The 21,503-nt window shown below is 69.5% G+C and carries 22 protein-coding genes and 1 pseudogene; 13 read left to right on the forward strand and 10 right to left on the reverse strand.

Annotated elements, in window-relative coordinates:
* Positions 1-103: 103 nt before the first annotated feature.
* Entirely contained in the window at positions 104-994 is an 891-nt protein-coding gene (locus tag G7Z13_RS20145; RefSeq protein WP_166001256.1) for a phosphorothioated DNA-binding restriction endonuclease, read from the reverse strand.
* 322 nt (positions 995-1,316) lie between these two features.
* Here G7Z13_RS20145 and G7Z13_RS20150 point away from each other — a divergent pair, with 322 nt between their 5' ends.
* The gene (locus tag G7Z13_RS20150) at positions 1,317-2,444 is read left to right on the forward strand and encodes an AAA family ATPase (RefSeq protein WP_240926279.1); all 1,128 of its coding nucleotides are present in this window, start codon (positions 1,317-1,319) and stop codon (positions 2,442-2,444) included.
* Here G7Z13_RS20150 and G7Z13_RS20155 read toward each other — a convergent pair.
* The 7 genes from G7Z13_RS20155 to G7Z13_RS20185 form a co-directional block, all read right to left on the reverse strand.
* Entirely contained in the window at positions 2,378-3,421 is a 1,044-nt protein-coding gene (locus G7Z13_RS20155) for a serine hydrolase domain-containing protein (protein ID WP_166001258.1), read from the reverse strand. The two genes, G7Z13_RS20150 and G7Z13_RS20155, sit on opposite strands and share 67 nt — an antisense overlap.
* A gap of 95 nt (positions 3,422-3,516) precedes the next feature.
* Positions 3,517-4,605, reverse strand: coding sequence for a glycosyltransferase family 4 protein (locus G7Z13_RS20160; protein WP_166005137.1), 1,089 nt, complete (start codon positions 4,603-4,605; stop codon positions 3,517-3,519).
* 23 nt (positions 4,606-4,628) lie between these two features.
* Positions 4,629-5,165 (reverse strand): deoxycytidine triphosphate deaminase, encoded by a 537-nt coding sequence (locus G7Z13_RS20165; RefSeq protein WP_166001260.1) that lies wholly within the window; start codon positions 5,163-5,165, stop codon positions 4,629-4,631.
* Positions 5,162-5,701, reverse strand: coding sequence for a dCTP deaminase (gene dcd, locus G7Z13_RS20170; protein WP_166001262.1), 540 nt, complete (start codon positions 5,699-5,701; stop codon positions 5,162-5,164). Before dcd ends, G7Z13_RS20165 begins: the two co-directional genes overlap by 4 nt.
* Entirely contained in the window at positions 5,698-6,936 is a 1,239-nt protein-coding gene (locus tag G7Z13_RS20175; protein WP_166001264.1) for a metallophosphoesterase, read from the reverse strand. Before G7Z13_RS20175 ends, dcd begins: the two co-directional genes overlap by 4 nt.
* Complete coding sequence (locus tag G7Z13_RS20180; protein WP_206313115.1) at positions 6,933-8,252, reverse strand: UDP-N-acetylglucosamine 1-carboxyvinyltransferase; 1,320 nt, start codon at positions 8,250-8,252, stop codon at positions 6,933-6,935. The genes G7Z13_RS20175 and G7Z13_RS20180 overlap by 4 nt, the downstream gene beginning before the upstream one ends.
* Positions 8,253-8,254: 2 nt before the next feature.
* The gene (locus tag G7Z13_RS20185) at positions 8,255-8,692 is read right to left on the reverse strand and encodes an ATP-binding protein (protein ID WP_166001266.1); all 438 of its coding nucleotides are present in this window, start codon (positions 8,690-8,692) and stop codon (positions 8,255-8,257) included.
* A 175-nt stretch (positions 8,693-8,867) separates the two neighbouring features.
* Here G7Z13_RS20185 and G7Z13_RS20190 point away from each other — a divergent pair, with 175 nt between their 5' ends.
* On the forward strand, positions 8,868-10,139 hold the full coding sequence (locus G7Z13_RS20190; protein WP_166005141.1) for a helix-turn-helix transcriptional regulator: 1,272 nt from the start codon (positions 8,868-8,870) through the stop codon (positions 10,137-10,139).
* The gene (locus G7Z13_RS20195; RefSeq protein WP_166001268.1) at positions 10,136-10,690 is read left to right on the forward strand and encodes a flavoprotein; all 555 of its coding nucleotides are present in this window, start codon (positions 10,136-10,138) and stop codon (positions 10,688-10,690) included. Before G7Z13_RS20190 ends, G7Z13_RS20195 begins: the two co-directional genes overlap by 4 nt.
* Before the next feature lie 67 nt (positions 10,691-10,757).
* Here the strand turns inward: G7Z13_RS20195 and G7Z13_RS33740 are convergent.
* A pseudogene (locus G7Z13_RS33740) lies at positions 10,758-11,603 on the reverse strand (mobilization protein); the annotation flags it as partial.
* Positions 11,604-11,731: 128 nt separating this feature from the next.
* Between G7Z13_RS33740 and G7Z13_RS33745 the strand changes: the two are divergent.
* On the forward strand, positions 11,732-11,908 hold the full coding sequence (locus tag G7Z13_RS33745) for a hypothetical protein (RefSeq protein ID WP_240926280.1): 177 nt from the start codon (positions 11,732-11,734) through the stop codon (positions 11,906-11,908).
* Between the two features lie 81 nt (positions 11,909-11,989).
* The gene (locus G7Z13_RS33750; protein ID WP_240926281.1) at positions 11,990-12,244 is read left to right on the forward strand and encodes a tyrosine-type recombinase/integrase; all 255 of its coding nucleotides are present in this window, start codon (positions 11,990-11,992) and stop codon (positions 12,242-12,244) included.
* A gap of 65 nt (positions 12,245-12,309) precedes the next feature.
* Here the strand turns inward: G7Z13_RS33750 and G7Z13_RS20210 are convergent, their stop codons facing one another.
* On the reverse strand, positions 12,310-12,747 hold the full coding sequence (locus G7Z13_RS20210) for a hypothetical protein (RefSeq protein WP_010353923.1): 438 nt from the start codon (positions 12,745-12,747) through the stop codon (positions 12,310-12,312).
* Positions 12,748-13,213: 466 nt separating this feature from the next.
* Between G7Z13_RS20210 and hemL the strand changes: the two genes are divergently transcribed.
* From hemL to G7Z13_RS20255, 8 genes are all read left to right on the forward strand, one after another.
* Positions 13,214-14,530 carry a glutamate-1-semialdehyde 2,1-aminomutase gene (hemL, locus tag G7Z13_RS20220; RefSeq protein WP_166001276.1) on the forward strand — a complete coding sequence of 439 codons (1,317 nt, stop codon included), beginning with the start codon at positions 13,214-13,216 and terminating at the stop codon, positions 14,528-14,530.
* Complete coding sequence (locus G7Z13_RS20225; protein ID WP_166001278.1) at positions 14,527-15,213, forward strand: histidine phosphatase family protein; 687 nt, start codon at positions 14,527-14,529, stop codon at positions 15,211-15,213. The genes hemL and G7Z13_RS20225 overlap by 4 nt, the downstream gene beginning before the upstream one ends.
* Positions 15,214-15,350: 137 nt before the next feature.
* The gene (locus G7Z13_RS20230) at positions 15,351-16,595 is read left to right on the forward strand and encodes a hypothetical protein (RefSeq protein ID WP_166001280.1); all 1,245 of its coding nucleotides are present in this window, start codon (positions 15,351-15,353) and stop codon (positions 16,593-16,595) included.
* An 88-nt stretch (positions 16,596-16,683) separates the two neighbouring features.
* A complete protein-coding gene (locus G7Z13_RS20235; RefSeq protein WP_166001281.1) occupies positions 16,684-17,301 on the forward strand; it encodes a TlpA disulfide reductase family protein in 618 nt (205 codons plus the stop codon).
* 1 nt (position 17,302) lies between these two features.
* Positions 17,303-18,070, forward strand: coding sequence for a cytochrome c biogenesis protein CcdA (locus G7Z13_RS20240; protein WP_166001283.1), 768 nt, complete (start codon positions 17,303-17,305; stop codon positions 18,068-18,070).
* A 3-nt stretch (positions 18,071-18,073) separates the two neighbouring features.
* Positions 18,074-19,804 carry a cytochrome c biogenesis protein ResB gene (locus tag G7Z13_RS20245; protein WP_166001285.1) on the forward strand — a complete coding sequence of 577 codons (1,731 nt, stop codon included), beginning with the start codon at positions 18,074-18,076 and terminating at the stop codon, positions 19,802-19,804.
* A complete protein-coding gene (gene ccsB / locus G7Z13_RS20250) occupies positions 19,801-20,910 on the forward strand; it encodes a c-type cytochrome biogenesis protein CcsB (protein ID WP_166001287.1) in 1,110 nt (369 codons plus the stop codon). The genes G7Z13_RS20245 and ccsB overlap by 4 nt, the downstream gene beginning before the upstream one ends.
* Positions 20,911-21,070: 160 nt before the next feature.
* Positions 21,071-21,502 (forward strand): SRPBCC domain-containing protein, encoded by a 432-nt coding sequence (locus tag G7Z13_RS20255; protein WP_166001289.1) that lies wholly within the window; start codon positions 21,071-21,073, stop codon positions 21,500-21,502.
* Position 21,503 lies beyond the last annotated feature (1 nt).

Consider the following 21,503-nt stretch of genomic DNA (forward strand, 5'->3'; position numbering starts at 1 on the left):
CAGTAGCACCAAATATTCCGTGACTGATTCGGCGTCATATGATGAAAGTAGCACTACAAGTGAGGGCCACTCTCTGAACAGTTGATTGTGGGCGCAGCAGCGTTCAGGCAGTGGCAGGGCGCGGTTCGCCGTGGAAGACCTGTCGGGCGTGCCAGTCGCAGTGAACTGCGGCAACAGGGCGAGCACCCGGCTGGGGGCCGATGAGTGGGCGGCCCGCGAGGGCTATGACGTGGTCGCGGGCGGCGGGGCTGTGGCCAACGAAGCGTTGTGACACCAGGATGCGTTGGTCGTTTCCCAGGCCGAGGACGCCCTTGTCGAAGAGCTTGTGGTGCAGCGAGCACAGGCACAGCCCGTTCTCGATCTCGTCGGGTCCTCCGAACGCCCACCAGCGCACGTGGGCGGCCTCCAGCCCGACGGGCACCGCGCCGATCCTGCCGTCGTATCCGCAGAAGGCGCACCGGTACTCGTAGGCGGTCAGCACCAGCTCCCGCATCCTCCGGTCCCGCTGCCTGTGTACGGGCGAGAGCTGCTCGGCCTCCGCCGGCTCCAGTTCCAGGCCGACGGCTTCGCACAGTTCTCGGTGCAGGGAGGGTGGGAAGTGCAGGTCGAGCAGCAATTGCGCCATTCTGCCGAGCAGGTCTGGTTCGCGTCGCAGCGCCGCTCTCAAGTCCGGCGCGAGCTGCCCGGTGGCGCCCGTCTCCCGGAGGTCCCGTATTCCGCTTCCAGGGCTTCCCGGTCCGCGATCGGTGCGCACTTCCCATACGCCGTCGCTGACCAGGTGGTGGAAGGGATAGGCGGGTGTCGTCTTGTTGGGTGGGCCGTACTCGGTCAGGAGGCGCTGCAGGTCCTGTTCCACTGCGGTGTATTGCAGGCCGCTGTCGGCATCATCCTGGAACCGGCCGAGGGCGTACAGGAGCAGCAGCGGCTTGTGCGGAGCGCGGGTACCGCTCCTGGTCCACTGCCTCAGCTTCGCTATCCGCTCCAGCCAGTCCATGGCGGCTGATCGTAGACGGGCCTGCCCGCACACGTGTGGACACTGCTCAGGACGGCTGCATGCCTGAGAACAGGACGCGGGCGTGGTGCGGTTCGGGGGCGATGAAGGCCCCGTGAGCCGTGATAGTGAGCCCGAGGCAGGCAGGCTTCGTGCGGTGTCGGTCTGAATCGGTCAGATCCGTTCACAGCGCCAACAGGCTATCTCCACAAGACATAAGATGATGCGCCTGGGTTGGCTGTTGCCCAGGTCGATGTCTGGGGCGAGGCGCCCCTGGTGGCTTGCGTCTGCCCCGAGGCGCTAGGGAACGGAGCGGCTGAGAACGGTGCACCTGCACAGCTTCACCGTGTGCGGATTCCGATCCCTCAAGGACGTCCGTGACATTCCGGTCAGCACACCTACCATCCTCGCCGGCCAGAACGACGGCGGTAAGAGCGCGGTGCTTGCCGCGCTGGCGTTCCTTGTGGGCAATGAGCAGTTGACCGAGGACGATCGTACGTACGAGCTCGACGCTTCGGATGGCGTAGACGTCGATGACTCGGCGCCTCTCCTGCGGTGTTCGACCACATGGGTGGAGGGACAGTTCACCCTCGACTCTTGGGAGTTGGAAACGTTCGGCTTCCCGACCGAGGAGTTGCGCGTACGGCGGCGCGCTGTCAACGGTGAGGACCCCGTCCTTGAGTGCTGGGCGCCGCTCGCGGACGACGAACGACTGCGTGACCCTTCCAAGCTGTCCCTCAACGAGGTGAGAGCCCTCGCCAAGCAGTTGCTCCCTGAGCTGTCGTCCATAAAACGCGGCGACATCGAGCCAGCCCTCTGCGGGTACGGCATGGCTCACGCCTCAGCGTCGGGCTGGGTTCCTGCTCCGAAGGAGATGGAGCGCCGCATGCCCCGGCTGATGCCATTCGACGGGAAGTCGGCCGATCCCGACGCTGCGGTGAAGACCGCGCTGATGGGCCGCTACCAGGCCCATATGGCGGACCCCACGCTTGAGGGCCAGTTGCAGTCGATCGAGGCCGGGATCAAGGAGCGACTTCAGGACGACGCCCGGTCTCTGTGCGAGCACATTCAGAGCCGTTGCGACGACCTCACTGATGTTGATGTCGAGCCTGTAGTCTCGTTCACTCACGGTTTCCGGGGTGCGCCGCTGCGAATCGCCCGTACGAAGGGCGAGACCGTGGGACTGGATCGTTCCGGCCTAGGTAGCGCACGCCGTATCTCCCTGGCGATCTGGGAGTGGAACAGCCAGCTGCTCACACACTTACCTTCGGACACCGGCGATGACCGCTGTGCGAGTAAGGTCAGCCGTCTAACAGGCGGATGGGCAGCGTTGCGCTCAACACCAGGTGGTGGACGTCGGATGGGGCTGGGCCCCTTTTTGAAACATCAATCAAAGGCGAGTTCGCGGAAGGTGTTGCGAACCTCGGTCAATGGCCCACGATCCCTTGTGTAGTAAAGCTTGTTGGTCAGGAGCACCGCCCAGCGGTCCTTGGTGGGGGAGATCCACATGCCCGTGCCGGTGAAGCCGTAGTGGACCCAGACGTCCTCCTCGATGGTGGTACCAGGAGCGGGGTGCCAGAACAGGCCGCGAGCGGGCTGGAGCTGCCCCGTCTCGATGGCCAGGGACTTGTTGATCCACTCGATGCCGAAATCAGCCCGGAGCTGTGACGCTGCGGGGGCGAGCATGTACTGGAGGAAGGTGGCGAGGTCGTCGAGGACGGTGAAGACGCCGGCGATGCCGCAGACGCCGCCCAGGAGGCGGGCTGAGAAGTCGTGGGCGACTCCCTTGAGGTGGGTGTCGGTGTCCTGGTCGAGTTCGGTGGGGGCGCAGCGGGCGGCGAGGTCGGCGGGCAGGGGGCCGAAGCGGGTGCCGGTCATGCCTAGGGGGTGCCAGGTGCGGGCGGTGGCCAGCTGGTCCAAGGGGCGGCCCGAGAGGTGTTCGGCGAGGTAGCCGAGGATGAGGGCGGCCCGGTCGGTGTACTCGACGGCTTCTCCGGGTGTCCGATGAAGTTGTTCTTGGAGGACGCCTCGGCGAATCTCCTGGGGGTCGGTGCCGTAGAGGTTCTTCAGCTGCGCCCGCAGTGGGACGCCGGCGGTGTGCGTCAGCAGCTGCCGGGCGGTGACGGCTCCGAGTGGGTGGCCGGTGACCTCCTGCCAGAAGCTGCCGAGCGGCTGGTCGAGGTCGAGGGTGCCGTCCTCCCACAGGGCCCCGATGGAGGACCAGACGGCCAGGATCTTGGTGAGGCTGGCGGCGTCGAAGACGGTGTCGGTGCGCATCGGCACCTCCGGCTCGTCGGGGTCGAGGACGCCGGTGGTGCCCCGGCCGAGGGTGCCGGTGGCGTTGCCGAGGGCCCACACGGCGCCGGGGTACACCTTGTCGCGGACTCCCTCGTCGAGCAGGGCTTCGATGCGGTCGCGGTCGTACGTCATGGTCTCCCTCTTCGCCGGGGGTGTCCCGTCGGTCAGCGTAGTGACGTTCGTGGAGCGGTTCGGGTAGTGACGTGTCGGGTCGTCTGGCGGTCGGTTCAGGTGAGCTGTCGGCCGAGGTCGGTCAGCAATCGTGCGGTCGCCGAGAGGGGATAGCGTGCCGCGTTTGCGTAGCCCGCCTGGCGCAGGTTGGTCATCAGCCCGGGTGTCTTTCTCAGCCGGTCGAGGTCGTGCGCGAGTGCGGCGGAGTGGGTGAAGTCGGTGGCCATGCCGGATGCGGCGAGGGCTTCGCTGAGGCCGGGTACGGGCTGGTAGAGGACTGGGAGTCCGCGTGCCTGGGCTTCCAGCGCGACCAGTCCCATGGCTTCCAGGGTGGTGGACGGCATGACCAGTACGTCGTGTTCGGTGAAGGCTTTCCACAGCTGTGGGCGGCGGAGCCAGCCGAGGTAGCGCACTCGTACGGCAGCTCGTTGCAGCAGCGGGGCCAGCGCGTGGAACTGGGCTCTGGGCGCCGCCACGCTCAACTCGACGCCGACCACCGGAGCCAGGCTCTTGATCAGGGCCTCGGCACCCTTCTCGGCGGTCAGGCGTCCTGCGTACAGGAGCCGCAGGTGGCTGGTGGAGGTGCGGGCCGGCCGGGCGGGCGGGGCGGTAAGCAGGTGGTCGGGGATGCCCCAGGGGATGTGGGAGATCTTGCGGCGGTCGATCTGCGGGGCGAGCTTGAGGAGGCGGTCGGCCATTGCGTTGGTGGGGACCACGATGGCGTCGGCGGCCCTGGCTGTCTCGCGCAACACTTGGAGCTGGTCTCGGTAGGTCTCGGCGAAGAGCAGGTCCGTGCCGTGGACGAGGGCGATCCGGGGGTGTGTGGGTAGGGCGCGGATGAGGGCTGGGGTGGCGCCGAACGCGAGGTGCTGCAAGTGGAGGACGTCGATCCGTGTGGGATCGAGCGTGGCTGTAAGCGCTCTGCGCAGGGTGGTGACGTAGCGGCTGAAGGCTGTTCCTTCCAGGCATTTGCCTGCTGCGGGGAGCAGGCTGAGGCCGGCGGGTGGACGGGGAGCGTGACCAGGTGGTGCGAGCATGAAGGCGCGGGCCGGGATGAGCGGTTGCTTGCCGGTGTAGAGGTCGAGGAAGAGCTCGACGCTGCCGCCGGGGCTTCCGACGGGGAGATCCAGGAAGGTGGCGGCCATCGGGTCGGTGGCCGAGCTGGCGTTCACCGCATTCCTCCGTCGATCTCCTCGTAGAGGCGCGAGATGTCGATGCCTTCCGTGGACGCGTACTTGGCCGGCTGCTGCTGGTAGCTGGCCGGGGCGCCGAAGGTGGTGAGGAAGACGAGCTTGCCGAAGGTCATGCCCGCATACACGCGCACCGGTCGGGCGGCGCGGATCTCCAGCGTCCAGCGGATCGCATGGCCCTGGTGTCCGAGCGGAGCCGACACGTGGACCCAGATGCCCAGGGAGCCGGTGGTGCGGTCGCCGTTGAGCATCTGCGCGTACGTCTCCGAACCAGTCCGCTCCAGCGTGATGCCCAGGTACAGCAGGCCAGGGCGCAGCACCAGGCCGGCGTTGGGGATGGCCTGCTCGGTGAAGGTGGTAGGCATTGCGGCGTCGAGGTCGCCGTCGCAGACGCGGATGGTGTTGCCGAGGCGCCAGTCGTAGGCGTTGGGGGAGACGCGGCTGGGCTCGTACGGGTCGATGGTGATCTCGCCAGCCTGGACGGCGGCCGCGATGGCGGGGCCGGTGAGGATCATGATGCCACCCCCCGGAGTCGGGCGAGGTCTCGCCAGTACGCGGAGGGTTGCGGTCCTGCAGCGGCCTGGTACTTGCCGCGGTAGAGGTCGATGGCGCCGGTGGAGACGAAGAACATGATCTGCCCGACCTTCATGCCGGCGTACACGCGCAGCGGTCGGATCGGGGTGAGCATGAGCGTCCACTGGCCGTGGAAGCCGATGTCGCCGATGGGGGCGGTGATCTCGACGAACAGGCCGAGGCGGCCGACGGAGGAGCGGCCGAACAGCAGCGGGACGAAGGTGTCGGAGCCGACCTCTTCGAGGGTGTGGCCGAGGTAGAGCTCACCTGGCTGGAGGATGTGGCCGTCCGGGCCGATGCTGGTTTCGTGAGTGGGGTTGGGCCGATAGGGGTCCAAGACGGGGGCCGTGTAGGTGATCAGGGTGGGGCCCAGACGCACGTTGTAGCTGTTGGGGTTGACCTGATCGGCGGCGAACGGGGTGATGTGGAGGCGGCCGTCATGAGCGGCAGCGGTGATCTCCGGGCCGGTGAGGATCATTGCCTGCCTCCTTCCGCGGTGTCGGTAGTGGTGAGGACGTGTTGGACTGCCTGGTCCAGACGCAGGCCGGCCTCGTGCGTGCGATCGCCGAGGTAGGTGTCGCCGAGGTAGTCGGTGGTCAGCACGGTGGTGACGGCATCCGGCAAGGGATCGGGGGCGGTGACGAGCGGGCCGGTCTGGGTGCTCAGCTGTGACAGCCAGCCGGGGAGGTCGCTGCGTGCCGGCTCAGGTACGTGGGCGTGCACCAGCTGGTTGGCGAACGGTTCGATGGAGAGCAGGTGGCCCTGGGTGAGGGTGTCGCCGAGGGGGACAGCGCGTAGTGCCGTCTCGTTGAGGATGACCGCGTCTGCCCCGAGTGCCTTACGCAGGCGGGCGGCGAGGTCCAGGAGCAGGTTGCGCCGGTCGAGGGGCTGGTGGCGGTAGGCCAGCCTGATGGGGCCGAGGACGGCGGCCAGCTGCTGTCTGACGTCCTCGATGCGTGAGCGCAGGCCCGCAAGCTCCGCGGGGACGAAGCTCGGGAGCTGATCCGGGAAGGATGTAGTGCCCGCGCCCCATCCCGCGCCCACGGGCGTGGCGATCGCATAGCCTTCGGCGAGCTCCCGGCCCTTGACGACCAGGGTGCCGTCGACTCGGACCGGCCCATATTGATCGCTGTGGCAGTGCCCGGCGAAGACCACGTCGAGGAACGGACAGGCCGCCGCGAGTTTCCGGTCTTCGTCGAAGCCGGAGTGGCTGAGCAGGACCCAGCTGTCCACGTCATGGTGGTGGGCGAGAATCACCTCGCGCAGGGCCTGGAGGGGATCGGTGACGCAGTGGCCGGCTCGTTGGGCGGCCGGGATCGAGTGGAAGGCTTGTTGACCGATCACGGCGGTTACGCCGACGCGCCGTCCATCGATATCGGCGATGTGCAGGCGGCGGAAGAGAGCGTCGCCAGTGTTGGCATCGATGGCGTTGGCGCAGACAGTGCGCCGGTGAAGGTCGGGTTCGAAGTGGTGGGTCCGGCCATGGTTGCCAGGGGCCAGCACGTCGTAGAGCCCGAGCAGGATCTCCCGCTCGATCGTGCCGCGACCGAGGCGGTAGTACCCACTGCCTTCGAAGAAGTCGCCGCAGTCCACGATGAGCGAGGTCGGGCGTAGCGCGTGGAGGTGAGTCAGGAACGGCGCGGCGTTGTCGAAAGCGGAATGCACGTCGGTCGTGGCAACGATCTGGCGGAGGACGCGGCCATCGCTGGTCATGGGGTGACCTCGCAGATGTCGGCGCCCAGGGTGCGCAGCTTGCCGGACAGGTCGGCGTGTCCGCGGCGCAGCTGGTCGAGGCCGCCGATGGTGGTGACGCCTCGGGCTGTGAGGCCGACGACCATGAGGGCGGACCCGGTGCGGATGTCGGTGGCTTCGACGCCCGCGCCCGTCAGCTGCTGGGGACCGGTCAGGCGGCATTCGGTGGGGGAGATCTCCTCGATGTCGGCGCCCAGGCGGGTCAGCTGCGGCAGCAGGTTGCCGTGGCGGCCGGGATTGATGGCGTCGGCGAACAGATGCGTGCCGGGCAGTCCGAGGGCGAGTGCCATGAGCGGTGGTTCGAAGTCGGCGTCGAGGCCCGCCGGGCTCAGAGAGGCGATGGCCCGCAGGGGACGACCAGTGGGGGCTGTCTCATGCGCGCGGACAGTAAGGCCACCCGGCTCCGCGTCTGCGGGGATGCCGAGCTGATAAAGGGCAGCCACGAACGGGCCTACGTCCTTGCCCTGCACGCCGTCGATGCGGGCAGTACCGCGCGTCGCGGCGATCGCGCAGGCCAGCGTGGCTGCCTCGATCTTGTCTCCGGGCACGGTCCAGGCAGCGGGGGCAGTCGGCGACGAGGAGGGCGGCGAGAGAGTGAGTACATGTTCGCCGGCCCGCGTCTCCCAGCCCACCGAACTCAGGGCGTCGAGCACGCTCAGGACTTCGGGCGAGAGATTGGGCTGACCCAGCCGTAAAGGCCGGCCGGTCGTGAGGGCGCGCAGTGTCGCGGCCACGGTCGCACCGCGGGAGCGGAAGGGCAGAGCGATGGAGACGGTGCCGGTTTGTGAGGTGTGGGCCTCGATGCCGTATCCGGAACTGTCCTGCCGGCTTCGGTCGCCGAACGCCTCGTACACCTTGAAGTGCAGCTCCATCCCGCGCGCACCGATTCGGCAGCCGCCCGGCCAGGGCAGCCGCGCCTGGCCGTAACGCGCCAGCAGAGCAGGGACGAGATAGTACGAGGCTCGGATCTGGGCTGCCTGCGTTAGATCGGGCAGTCCCCGAGATGATTCCGTCGGCAGGATCACATAGGTGGTCGGTTCACCGACGGGCTGCGTGACATGCCAGCCCGCCTGTTGCAGCAGAACAAGCATGATTTGGACGTCCGTGCTGTCCGGGACGTTGCTCAATCGGACCGGGCGACCGAAGGCCGCCGCAGCGGCCAGAAGCGGCAGAGCGGCGTTCTTGGAGCCGTCGACGCTCACGGTGCCGGCGAGCGGCGGCCCAGGGCGTACGGCGATCACCTCGGCGGCCACGCTGGGGGCGTGGGTGGTCGTCATCATCAACTCCTCTGGAGGGGGAGGAAGCAGGCGACTTCCTGGCTGGGTTTGCTGGGCAGGTCGATCTCGGCCCAGCAGCGCTTGCCGTTCTCGGTCGGTTCGGCGTGGTACCGGTCGGCGAGAGCGGCGACGAGGAACAGGCCCCGGCCGCCCTCGCGCTCCGCGTCGGGCAGAGCCGGGTGGGGTAGCACCGGGCTCCTGTCGCAGACCTCGATCCGCAGGACGGCCTCGTCGAGACGGACCACGAGCGCGACGGATCCGGTGTCGGCGTACTGGACCGCGTTGGTGACGAGCTCGCTGATCAGTAGTTCGGCCGCGTGCACCACTTCGGTGCCCAGTCCCCAGCCCCAGCCCGCTATAGCGTCCACGGCCTGGTGCCGGGCCTGGCTTGCTGCGGCGGGCGTCGTGGGTAGGGAGAGAGCGAGCTGGTGCGCTTCCATGAGCGGCCTCCCGGTGTAGGTGGGGCCACACCAAGCAACCAGGCCGTCGCCGTGAGTGGTGAGCCCTGAGGCTGGCGCTGCATGACTTATGCAGGAGCTGCATCACCGCGAACTACGGCTGACCTATGCTCGGTTCAGCAGGCAGGATCAGCGACGGCGGAGGGAGCCGTGGCAGATGGCCGATGCATATGGGGAAGCGAGACGGATCGCAGAACGGATCCGTCGAGCACGGGTGTTACAGCGGCGTTCACAGCACGACGTTGCCGCAGCGCTCGGGTATCACCAGTCCAAGGTGAGCCGTCTGGAGAGCGGTCGCGGCACGGAGGACATCCGCGTACTACGCGCCATCGCGCAGGAACTGAACATACCGCCTCATGAGTTGGGCCTTGCCCAAGCTCAGGACGTCCCCGCCGCCGATCAAGAAGCTGACGACATGCACCGCCGCACCTTCCTCGCCGCGAGCATCGCAGCGCTCGCGGCCCCGGCCGGCTCTTCGGCCTCGCACACCGCCCTAGTCCAGGCCCTCCTGCCCGGTCCCGGCCCTGCGGGCACCGATGGCCCCCAGGACACGGCCGTCCTGTACGAGCGCGTCGGATCAGCACTCAAGCTTTTCCACACCTGCCACTACACAGAGCTGGAGCGCACCCTCCCGAGCCTGATCGCCGACCTGCGTCTGGCGGCCGGTGATGCGACGGACAGGGACACCGTGTCCCGACTCCTGGCCACGGCGTACCAGACGGCGACGAGCCTGCTGCTCAAGCAGCACGACCAGGGCAACGCATGGCTCGCCGTCGGCCGGGCGATGGCAGAAGCCGAACGCTCAGGCGACCCGGTCGTTCTCGCCTCCAGCGTCCGTGTCCAGGCCCACGTCCTGGTCCGCGAGAAGCACGCCACAGAGGCCGTCACCCTGGTACGGCACACCGCGGACCAGCTCACCGGCTCCTACGACCGGCGTTCACCGAAGTACCTCGCCGCCGTCGGACTGCTGCTCCTGCGCGGTGTGACCGCGGCCAGCAGCCGCGGTGATCGCGCGGCCACGAAGGAATTCCTCACCGAGGCCAAGGAAGTCTCCCGGTACGTGACCCTGGACCGGCCCGACGCCTGGGCCACCTTCAGCCCGACCAACGTCGCTCTGCACGAGCTGAGCGCTCTGGTGGCCTTCGGCGACGCCGGCCTCGCCCTTCAGGCTGCCCGGCCCCTCATGCGCCGGCACATCCCGGTGCCCGAACGCCGGGCCGCACTATGGGTCGAAGCGGCCCGCGCCTACAGCCAGCAGGGCCGCCTCGCCGAAGGCTACCAAGCCCTGCGTATCGCCGAGACCTGCGCCGCCCAGGACATCCGCCGCCCCGACATCCGCCACCTGGTCGCCGACATGGCCGCCCGCGACCGCCGACGTACCCTGCCGGAACTGCACCACTTCAGTCGCCAACTGGGAGTCCCCGCGTGACCGAACCGACCGCCCCGGACAAGAAGCCCTTCCTGTACATCGTCGTGTGCGCGGCAGGCGTTGCCCGTGATGCCGGCAAGCTGATCACAGCCGCCCAGGAGGCGAACTGGGATGTCGGCGTCATCGCCACACCACAGGGACTCGGCTTCATCGACACCACGGCGATCGAGGCACAGACCGGTTACCCGATCCGCTCCGCCTGGCGTTCACCAGGAGACCCGCGCCCCCTGCCCCCGGCAGACGCGATCGCCGTGGCTCCCGCCACCTTCAACACGATCAACAAGTGGGCCGCCGGGATCTCCGACATCCTCGCCCTGGGCATCCTGTGCGAGGCGTACGGCATGGGCATCCCGACCGTGGCCCTGCCCTACCTGAACTCCGCCCAGGCCGCCCACCCCGCCTACCAGCAGAGTCTGGACCGGCTGAGGGGGATGGGTGTCCTGATCGGTTCCTGCGAACCGCACCGGCCGAGGGCCGGCGGCGCGGCGGACCGCTTCCGCTGGCAGGAGGCGCTGGAGTTGTTGGAGCCTCTGGCCAACACGGTGCGGTGACGCTGTTCCCTCGGTGTGGGAAACCTGAGGGTGAACGCGGCAGGTACCTCCGCGCCCGCTGACGGCATCACCGGTGTCGAGCAGGTGCCGCCAGGCCAGGCTGTGACGGGCTGGATGGAGTCTGGCCAGGCTGTGTCGGTCGGGCTGCAACGCTGGTGCGGGCTTGGGCAGCCCGTGCTCGGGCGCTGGGAGCCTGCCGGGCGGCGAGGCGTTGGACGCGCCAGGTGAGGGTCCTGGCGGTGGAGCGGGCGTCGTCGAGGGTGCGCTGGCGTGCGGCGTGCTGGAGGAGTTTGCTCGGGGTCGTGGCCGGCGTTCTCGGCTTCGGTGAGGACTGCGGCCAGTGCGGGCCAGGCAGGGTCGTCGAGGACCTGTTGGGCGTGGTCGGGCAGGATCACGAGGATCCGCTGGGCATGCCGTTCCATGGCGCGTGCCGGTGGTTGGCGCTGAGCCAGGGCGGCCAGCGGCCCGGCAGCAGCCTGTCGGTAGGCGGTCTGGAGATGGGCCAGGGTCTGGTGGGCGGCGGCGACCTGCTGGTCGTGCCGGCGGGCTTGGTGCCAGCGGGCTGTGGCGATGACGATGAGGACGGCGATGTCGAGGAACATCGCCAGCCCGGAGCCGTCGCCGGTGACCGGCGCGGTGCGCAGGGTTCGGACGGCACCCCGCAGGGCGCGGGCCTGGTCCTGCTGGGCGCGGATGCGGGAGCGGGTGGCGCGCTCGAAGGCGATGGCGGCCTGCTGCAGATGTGTCCGTAGGTGGCTGGGGGCGAGCAGCGGCAGGACGTCGATGGCTTCGCCGAGGGCAGCGATGTGGGCCTGGGCGGCTTCGTCGTCGCCGTGGTCGAGGTGGTGGAGGATGCGCTCGGCTGCTGCCGTGCCTGGTGCCACGGGTTGGGCCTGCGTCGGCTGCCCGGCTCCGCTGCGAGGCGGCTTTGCCGTCGAGGACATCGACTTCAGGACCGGTTGGATCCACGTCAACCGCCAGGTGCGGCTCGTCGGCACGAAGCCCGTCTTCGCGCTGCCCAAGGGGAACAAGATCCGGTCCGTGCCTCTACCGGCCCAGCTTGCCGCTGCCCTCAAGGCCCAAATGAAGGTGTTCCCGCCGGTCGAAGTGACCCTGGCCTGGGCCAAGCCGGACGGCGAGACGAAGACCTTCCGTTTCCTCTTCGTCGACCAGAAGGGGCGGGCCTACAACCGCAGCGTCTTCAACATGGGGGACTGAAAGCGCGCCCTGGCCGGCGCCGGCGTGATCCCGCCGCGTGAGCGCGGTGCGAGGTACCTCCAGGCGGCCCGGGAGGACGGGATGCACGCGCTCCGGCACGCCTACGCCTCCGTGCTCCTGGACGCGGGGGAGAGCATCAGGGCGCTCTCCGAGTACCTCGGCCACTCGGATCCGGGCTTCACGCTCCGGACGTACACGCACCTGCTGCCATCCAGCGAGACGCGAACCCGCAAGGCGATCGACGATGCCTTCATGGAGGAGTCGGCACGAGAAGCCCAGGGCACATCAGCGTCCCCGGCAAAACCAATGTGCCCTCAATGTGCCCTGGCCGCCTGACGGCCCCCCTCCGGGTCAAAAAGGGCGAGGCCCGAAGACCCCGCCCAACCCGCAGAAACCCCAGATCAGGGCCACACAAGGCAATACGGCTGATGCCCCGCCTCATGCAGCCGGTGGCTGAAGTCCTGCCACTCGTGCAGCAGTTGGTACACGTTGAACGCGTCCCGGGGGCCGCCGCGGTCCGGGACCGTGGACCAGATGAAGGCCGCCGCGCCGACGGCCTCCTCGCCGATGTCGCGGAGGGGGTCGACGACCGTCATGGGGAGTTTCACCACGGCGTAGTCGGGGTGGAGGACGACGAGCTCCAGGGGCGGGACCTTGTGCAGGGGGACGCCCTCGATGCCGGTGAGGACCATCGCGGCCATCGTCTCCGGCTTGATCTTGGTGAACATGCCGTTCATGCCGAGCTCGTCGCCGCCGAGTTCCTCGGGGCGCATCGAGATCGGGACGCGGGCCGCGGTCGCACCGTCCGGCGCGCCGAAGTACTTGTACGTCACCCCCACCCGACCACCATTCCTGCTCCCCGCCCGCAGGCGGTCGATCCGTCCGTCGTCCATACGTCGGTCGAACCGCTCGGGTTCACTCGGTAGATTCCGTGCCTGACGTGTCTCGGTCGTGTCCTCCGCCTCGCGTCGGTGCCTTCCCCGCCGGGCACGTCGAGGACCCAGGTCGTCAGTCCCCTCGCCCAGTCCGCCACCGCGATGCATATCTCCACCCGACTGCTGTTCTAGGACGCGTGGCCCCCGCCGCGCAACCCGATCATCGTGTCAGTGACCTCCCCCACGACCGCGCGCCGAAACGTGCCGGGAAACACCGGTCCGCCAGATCCTCGCGCCGGGAGTTCGGCCCCTCTGACCAAGCCATGCCCAGTCTCGCAGATGGGTGGGGCCGACGCTCGGTTCTCCGGCCGCCTACCCTGAGGAGGTCACCCAGCAACCGGAGTCCGAGAAGTCGGAGAAGTCGCAGGTCATGAGCGAACTGCCCTATTCATACGAAGCGCCTGCCTCGCAGGCCCTGTTCGACCGTGCGGCGGCCGTCACGCCCGGCGGCGTGAACTCCCCGGTGCGCGCCTTCCGCGCCGTGGGCGGAACGCCCCGGTTCATGGTGTCCGGGAAGGGGGCCTGGCTCACGGACGCCGACGGGCGGGAGTACGTGGATCTCGTGTGCTCCTGGGGGCCCATGATCCTCGGGCACTCGCACCCCGAGGTCATCGCCGCCGTGCAGGAGGCCGTCGCCCGCGGCACGTCCTTCGGTACGCCGGGTGAGGGCGAGGTCGCGCTCGCCGAGGAGATCGTCGCCCGGGTCGCGCCCGTGGAGCAGGTGCGGCTGGTCTCCAGCGGTACCGAGGCCACCATGTCGGCCATCCGGCTCGCCCGCGGCTTCACCGGGCGGGCCAAGGTGATCAAGTTCGCCGGGTGCTACCACGGGCACGTCGACGCGCTGCTCGCCTCCGCCGGGTCCGGGCTCGCCACCTTCGCGCTGCCCGACACCCCCGGTGTGACCGGCGCGCAGGCCGGCGACACCATCGTGCTGCCGTACAACGACCTCGACGCCGTGCGGGCCGCCTTCCGGGCGCACCCCGGCGAGATCGCCTGCGTGATCACCGAGGCCTCGCCCGGCAACATGGGCGTCGTCCCGCCGATGCCCGGCTTCAACCAGGGGCTGAAGGACGTCTGCGCCGAGAACGGCGCGCTGTTCGTCTCCGACGAGGTCATGACCGGGTTCCGCACCAGCCGCGCCGGGTGGTTCGGGATCGACGGTGTGGTCCCGGACCTGATGACCTTCGGCAAGGTCATGGGCGGCGGGTTCCCGGCCGCGGCCTTCGGCGGCCGGGCCGACGTCATGGCGCACCTCGCGCCCGCCGGTCCCGTCTACCAGGCCGGCACCCTCTCCGGGAACCCGGTCGCCACCGCCGCCGGGCTGGCCCAGCTGCGGCTGCTCGACGACGCGGCGTACGCCAAGGTGAACGCCGTCTCGGAGCAGATCCAGGCGCTGGTCAGCGAGGCGCTGACGAAGGAGGGGGTCGCGCACACGCTGCAGAACGCCTCCAACATGTTCTCCGTCTTCTTCACCGACCGCCCGGTCCGCGACTACGACGACGCCAAGGCGCAGGAGTCGTTCCGCTTCACCGCGTTCTTCCACGCGATGCTGGCGAACGGCGTCTACCTGCCGCCGTCCTCCTTCGAGTCCTGGTTCGTCTCCACCGCCCACGACGACCGGGCCCTCCAGAAGATCGCCGACGCTCTCCCGGCGGCGGCCCGCGCGGCCGCGGAGGCCACGGCATGAGCGCCGTAAGCCGGGACATCACCGTCGTCCACCTGATGCGGCACGGCGAGGTCGCGAACCCGGACGGCATCCTCTACGGGCGGCTGCCCGGGTACCACCTGTCCGACCTCGGGCGGCGGATGGCCGACCGGGTCGCCGAGCACCTGGCCTCCCGCGACATCGCCCACGTCGGCTCGTCGCCGCTGGAGCGCGCGCAGGAGACCGCGGCGCCGATCGCCAAGGCGCACGGCCTGGACGTCGCCACCGACGCCCGGCTGATCGAGGCCGACAACGTCTTCCAGGGCAAGACCTTCGGTGTCGGCGACGGCGCCCTGAAGCGGCCGGAGAACTGGAAGCACCTGGTCAACCCGTTCAAGCCGTCCTGGGGCGAGCCGTACATCGACCAGGTGGTGCGGATGATGGGCGCGCTGGACGCCGCCAAGGACGCGGCCCGCGGACGCGAGGCCGTGCTGGTCAGCCATCAGCTGCCGATCTGGATCGTGCGGTCGTACGTCGAGCGGCGGCGGCTGTGGCACGACCCGCGCCGCCGGCAGTGCACCCTCGCCTCGCTGACGTCCTTCACCTACCAGGGCGACCGGATCGTCTCCGTGGGTTACAGCGAGCCCGCCATCGACCTGGTGCCCCCGCATCTGCGCGCCGGTGCCCGGCCGGTGAAGGGGCAGGACAAGGCGTTCGGGGCGTGAGGTGCATACGTCCGTAGTGCCGTGAAAGCCCCGCACGTCTGGTTTTTATGAAAAGAAGATGATTTCGGGGCAACCAACCCGTTCGTCGTGCCCTCTGTCCAGGTGGACCAGCACAGAGCACAACGGACGGGGACGGCATGCGTCACATCAGCCGCAGGGGAGCGATCGCACTCGGGGCGGGGACCGCCGCCGCGCTCGGGATCGCCGGGTGCGGAAACCCCACCCCTTCAGAGGACGTCGGTCACGCCGGTGGTTCCCCCGGGCGCAAGAACGGCGACGAGAAGCCGAGCCGGCCCCCGGCCCGGCCGCTCGGCGACGGCTCCACCGCCTACACCGGCAAGCAGCCCCACCAGCCCCCGGCGCCCGAGCCGCTGGAGCCGGGGCAGACCCCGCCGCAGTTCGTCGTCTTCTCCTGGGACGGCGCCGGCGAGGTCGGCAACGGGCTCTTCCCGCGCTTCCTCGACCTGGCGAAGGAACACGGCGCGCACATGACCTTCTTCCTCTCCGGGCTGTACCTGCTGCCCGAGTCGAAGAAGCGGCTCTACGACCCGCCGAACAACCCCCGCGGCGCCTCCGACATCGGCTACCTCACCGACGGCCACATCAAGGACACGCTGACGTACGTCCGCCGCGCCTGGCTGGAGGGGCACGAGATCGGCACCCACTTCAACGGCCACTTCTGCGGCGAGGGCCGCGGCTCGGTCGCGCACTGGACGCCGGCGCAGTGGCGCAGCGAGATCGACCAGGCCACGTCGTTCGTCAAGGAGTGGAAGACCAACACCGGGTGGACCGGGCTGCCGCCGCTGCCGTTCGACTACGACAAGGAACTGGTCGGCGGCCGTACGCCCTGTCTGCTCGGGCAGGACAACCTGCTGCCGACGGCGCGCGAGCTGGGCTGGCGCTATGACGCGTCCTCGCCGGGCGGGCGCCAGGTCTGGCCGGTGAAGAGGCAGGGCATATGGGACCTCCCGCTGCAGCAGATACCTTTCCCCGGGCGCTCCTTCGAGGTCCTGTCCATGGACTACAACATGCTCGCCAACCAGTCCCTGAACTCCACGAACGCGCCCGCGCACCACCACCCGGCGTGGCGGGAGCAGTCGGCGCAGGCGTACATCCAGGGCTTCAGGCGGGCGTACGAGACAAATCGGGCACCGTTCTTCATCGGCAACCACTTCGAGCAGTGGAACGGCGGCATCTACATGGACGCCGTCGAGGAGGCGCTGACCCACATCGCGCGCGAGAAGGACAAGGGCGGGGACGTACGGCTGGTCTCCTTCCGGCAGTTCACGGACTGGCTCGACGTCCAGCGGCCCGAGGTGCTCGACAAGCTGCGCACCCTGGAGGTCGGGCAGGCGCCCGCCGGGGGCTGGAAGCGGCTCTGAGGGCGCCCGGAAGCGGTTCTGAAATGGGGGTTTCCGCCTGTAAGGGGGGTGCCCAAGATCCCCGGAACGGACATGCGAAACTTTTCACATGAGTGCCGCCAGCCGTACCCCCCTGCTCTTCGCCGGTGCCCTCGCCGCCGCGCTGGCGCTGTCCGCGTGCTCGTCCGGGGGAGGGACGTCGGGCGGCGGTGACACCAATCTGGTCACCGGCAAGTCGGGCATCGCGACGGCGGCGAAGGGCGAGCGCGCCAAGGCACCGGAGCTGTCCGGGAAGACCATCGACGGCAAGCGGCTCAGCACCGCCGACTACCGGGGCAAGGTCCTCGTCCTCAACTTCTGGGGCTCCTGGTGCGGTCCCTGCCGGCTCGAGGCGGAGAACTTCGAGAAGGTCCACAAGGACCTCAAGGACCAGGGCGTGCAGTTCGTCGGCATCAACACCCGCGACACCAGCACCACCCCCGCGCTCGCCTTCGAGGAGGAGCAGGGGATCACCTACCCGAGCCTGTACGACCCGACCGGCAAGCTCATGCTCCGGTTCGAGAAGGGCACGCTCAACCCGCAGCTGATCCCCTCCACCCTCGTCATCGACCGGGACGGCCGGATCGCGGCCCGCGCCCTGTCCGCGCTCAGCGAGGAGAAGCTGCGCGGCATGATCGAGCCGGTCCTGGCCGAAGGGCCGGGCGCGTCGGAGAAGTCGGGGAAGTGACGTGACCGTCACGCTCGCCGCGGCCACCGACCCCAACCAGACCGTGCTCAACGGGGCGCTGCTGCTCGCCCTGCCGATCGCCGTGCTGGGCGGGCTCGTCTCGTTCTTCTCGCCGTGCGTCCTGCCGCTGGTCCCCGGCTATCTGTCGTATGTGACCGGCGTCACCGGCACCGATCTCGCCGAGGCCCGGCGCGGCCGGATGGTCGCCGGCGCCTCGCTGTTCGTGCTCGGCTTCACCGCCGTCTTCGTCTCCGGCGGCGCGCTGTTCGGCTACTTCGGCGAGAGCCTGCGCGAGCAGCAGGAGACCCTGACCAGGGTGCTCGGCGTTCTCATGGTCCTCATGGGCGTGTTCTTCATGGGCCTGATGCCCTGGTTCACCCAGCGCGAGTTCCGCTTCCACAAGCGGCCGGTCGCGGGGCTGGCCGGGGCGCCGGTGCTCGGCGCGCTGTTCGGGATCGGCTGGACGCCCTGCATCGGCCCGACCCTCGCCTCCGCGCAGGCGCTCGCGATGCAGCAGGCCAGCGCCGGCCGCGGCGCCCTGCTCACCGTCGCCTACTGCCTGGGCCTCGGCCTGCCCTTCGTGCTCGCCGCGGTCGCCTTCCGCAAGGCCCTCGGCGCCTTCGGCTGGGTCAAGCGCCACTATGTGTGGGTGATGCGGGCCGGCGGCACGATGATGATCGCCACCGGTGTGCTGCTGCTGACCGGCGTGTGGGACCGCATCATCCAGGAGATGCAGGTCTGGTCCAACGGCTTCACTGTGGGGATCTGATCCATGAGCAAGACGACAACCAGCACCCCCGAAGGCCAGGACACCGGCCCGGAGACGGGCCAGGACGCCGGCCACGACCAGGACCTCGGCGCGGCCGGCTCGCAGCTGTCCACCGCGCCCCGCGAGGAGGCCCCGAACCTGCCCGCGCTGGGCGTGCTCGGCTGGCTGCGCTGGTTCTGGCGGCAGCTCACCTCCATGCGGGTCGCGCTGCTGCTGCTCCTGCTGCTGTCGCTGGCCGCGATCCCCGGCTCGCTGATCCCGCAGAACGGCATCGACGCCACCAAGGTCGAGGACTTCCGCGAGCGGCACACCACCCTCGCGCCGCTCTACGACAAGCTCGGCCTCTTCGACGTCTACAGCTCGGTGTGGTTCTCCGCGATCTACATCCTGCTGTTCGTCTCCCTCATCGGCTGCATCGTCCCGCGCACCTGGCAGTTCGTGGGCCAGCTGCGCGGCCGGCCGCCGGCCGCCCCCAAGCGGCTGACCCGGCTGCCCGCGCACACCACCTGGCGCACCGAGGCGAAGCCCGAGGAGGTGCGCCGGGCCGCGCTCGCGCTGCTCGAGCAGCGCCGCTTCCGCGCTCATGTCGCCGGGGACGCGGTCGCCGCCGAGAAGGGCTATCTGCGCGAGGTCGGCAACCTCGCCTTCCACATCGCGCTGATCGTCATGCTGGTCGCCTTCGGCTGGGGCCAGCTGTTCAAGTCCGAGGGCAACAAGCTGGTCGTGGAGGGCGACGGGTTCGCTAACACGCTGTCCCAGTACGACGACTTCAAGTCCGGCAGCCTCTTCCACAACGACGACCTGGTGCCGTTCAGCTTCGACCTGAAGAACTTCACCGGCACCTACGAGACCTCCGGCCCCAACAAGGGCACCCCGCGCACCTACCAGGCCGAGCTGACCTACAGCGAGGGCGCCTACGGCAAGGAGCGCCGCACGACCGTCAAGGTCAACGAGCCGCTGGAGATCGGCGACGCCAAGGTCTACCTGGTCAGCCACGGCTACGCGCCGGTCGTCACGGTCCGCGACGGACGGGGCAAGGTCGTCTACCGGGACGCCGTGCCGCTGCTGCCGCTGGACGGCAACGTCACCTCCTCCGGCGTCGTCAAGGTGATGGACGGCTACAAGGACGCCAAGGGCCGCAGCGAGCAGCTCGGCTTCAACCTGTTCTTCCTGCCGACCTACGGCGGCGGCACGATGCTGTCGCAGTTCCCGGCGCTGGTGAACCCGATGCTCGCGGTCTCCGCCTACCACGGCGACCTGGGGGTGAACTCGGGCATCCCGCAGAGCGTGTACCAGCTCAACAAGAAGAACCTCAAGGAGTTCAAGGACGCCAAGGGCGAGCTGCTGAAGAAGCAGCTGAAGCCCGGCGACACCCTGACGCTGCCGGACGGCGCCGGCTCGATCACCTTCGAGCGGGAGGTCAGGGAGTGGGCCGGCTTCCAGGTCGTGCAGGAGCCGGGCGGCGGCTGGGCGCTCGCCGGCGCCGTCGTCGCGATCCTCGGCCTGTCCGCCTCCCTGTTCGTCCAGCGCCGACGGGTGTGGGTGCGGGCGACCGAGGGCCCGGACGGTGTCACCGTGGTGGAGATGGCCGGGCTCGGCCGCAGTGAGTCCGCCAAGGTGCCCGAGGAGCTGGGCGACCTCGCCGCGACCCTGTACGAGAAGGCACCGGGCGCGCCCGCTGCCGACGACCCCTCAGAATCCCCCGTACCTGCCGAAGGGTCTGACGACAAGTGACTCTCGCCGCCGCGACGAACGAAAATCTCGCGAGCCTCAGCAACGCGCTGATCTACTCCGCGATGGCCGTCTACACCCTGGCCTTCTTCGCGTACATCGCCGAATGGCTCTTCGGCAGCCGCAGCAAGGTGGCCCGCACCGCGGCCGCGCTCACCCCCGCCAAGGCGACGACGGCGGGCCCGGCCGTGACCGTGAAGAAGGGCGGCACCACGGCCGTGCTGGAGCGGCCGCGGGTCACCGTGCGGGCGCAGGCCGGGGCGCGGGACGTGCCGGACGGCCCCGGGGCGCACGGCGGCACCGAGAAGGGCGACCTCTACGGCCGGATCGCCATCTCCCTCACCGTGCTCGCCTTCCTCATCGAGTTCGGCGGGGTGCTCGCGCGGGCTCTCTCGGTGGAGCGGGCGCCGTGGGGCAACATGTACGAGTTCAACATCACCTTCTCCACGGTGGCCGTCGGCACGTACCTCGCGCTGCTGGCGCTGAAGAAGAACGTCCGCTGGATCGGGCTCTTCCTGATCACGACGGTCCTCCTCGATCTCGGCCTCGCCGTCACCGTCTTGTACACCGCCAGTGACCAGTTGGTTCCCGCCCTTCACTCGTACTGGCTGTACATCCACGTCTCCACCGCGATCTTCTGCGGCGCGGTCTTCTACCTGGGCGCGGTCAGCACGGTCCTGTACCTCTTCCGCGACTCCTACGAGAACAAGCTGGCCGGCGGCGGCACGCCCGGCCGCTTCGCCTCCTCGGTGCTGGAGCGGCTGCCCGCCGCGGCCTCGCTGGACAAGTTCTCCTACCGGATCAACGCGGCGGCCTTCCCGCTGTGGACGTTCACGATCGTCGCGGGCGCCATCTGGGCGGGCGACGCGTGGGGCCGCTACTGGGGCTGGGACCCCAAGGAGGTCTGGTCCTTCATCACCTGGGTCGCCTACGCCTGCTACCTGCACGCCCGCGCCACCGCCGGCTGGAAGGGCCGCAAGGCCGCCTACCTGGCGCTCGCCGCCTTCGGCTGCTGGCTGTTCAACTACTACGGCGTGAACATCTTCGTCTCCGGCAAGCACTCCTACGCCGACGTCGGCCTCGGGGCGCTCCAGGCCGTCGGGTTCTGACGCCCCGCGCTCCGCACCAGGCCGGTTCCCGTGCCCTGAGGCACGGGAACCGGCCTGCGCCGTCCCGGAGCGGGACGTCCCGGGGCGGGCCGCCGCGGACGGGCGCGGCGGGCGTCCCCGACCGCGTGCGCGACCCCCGGCCAGGGGTCAGGCTGGTGTCATGACCGGAAAGACCGGAGCGAAGGCCGGACCGGGGACCGGAGGCGTCGAGCAGGGCACCAGCCAGACCCACGGGAACACGCACATCCTGCACTTCCTGGTGCGGATCCCGCGGACCATGGAGTCGGTGTGGCCCGCGTTCTCCACCCCGGAGGGGCTGGCGGCCTGGTGGACCCCGGCCGACGTGCTGGAACCCCGGCTCGGCGGCGCGGTCACCCTGCGTGAGCTGGGGTCCGGCACGGTGACCGCCTGGGACGTGGACCGGGTCGCGGAGTACACGGTCGAGACCGCCGGGCGCATCCGCTTCCATCTGGAGCGGGACGGCGAGCAGGCCAGCGTGCTGCGCTTCACGCACGAGTTCGAGGGCGAGAGGGAGTCGGAGTCCGGGTGGCGGGCCCGCTTCGAGCGGCTGCTCGCCGGCCTCGGGGCGTAGG

The sequence above is a fragment of the Streptomyces sp. JB150 genome, assembly GCF_011193355.1.
Taxonomy (GTDB): Bacteria; Actinomycetota; Actinomycetes; order Streptomycetales; family Streptomycetaceae; genus Streptomyces.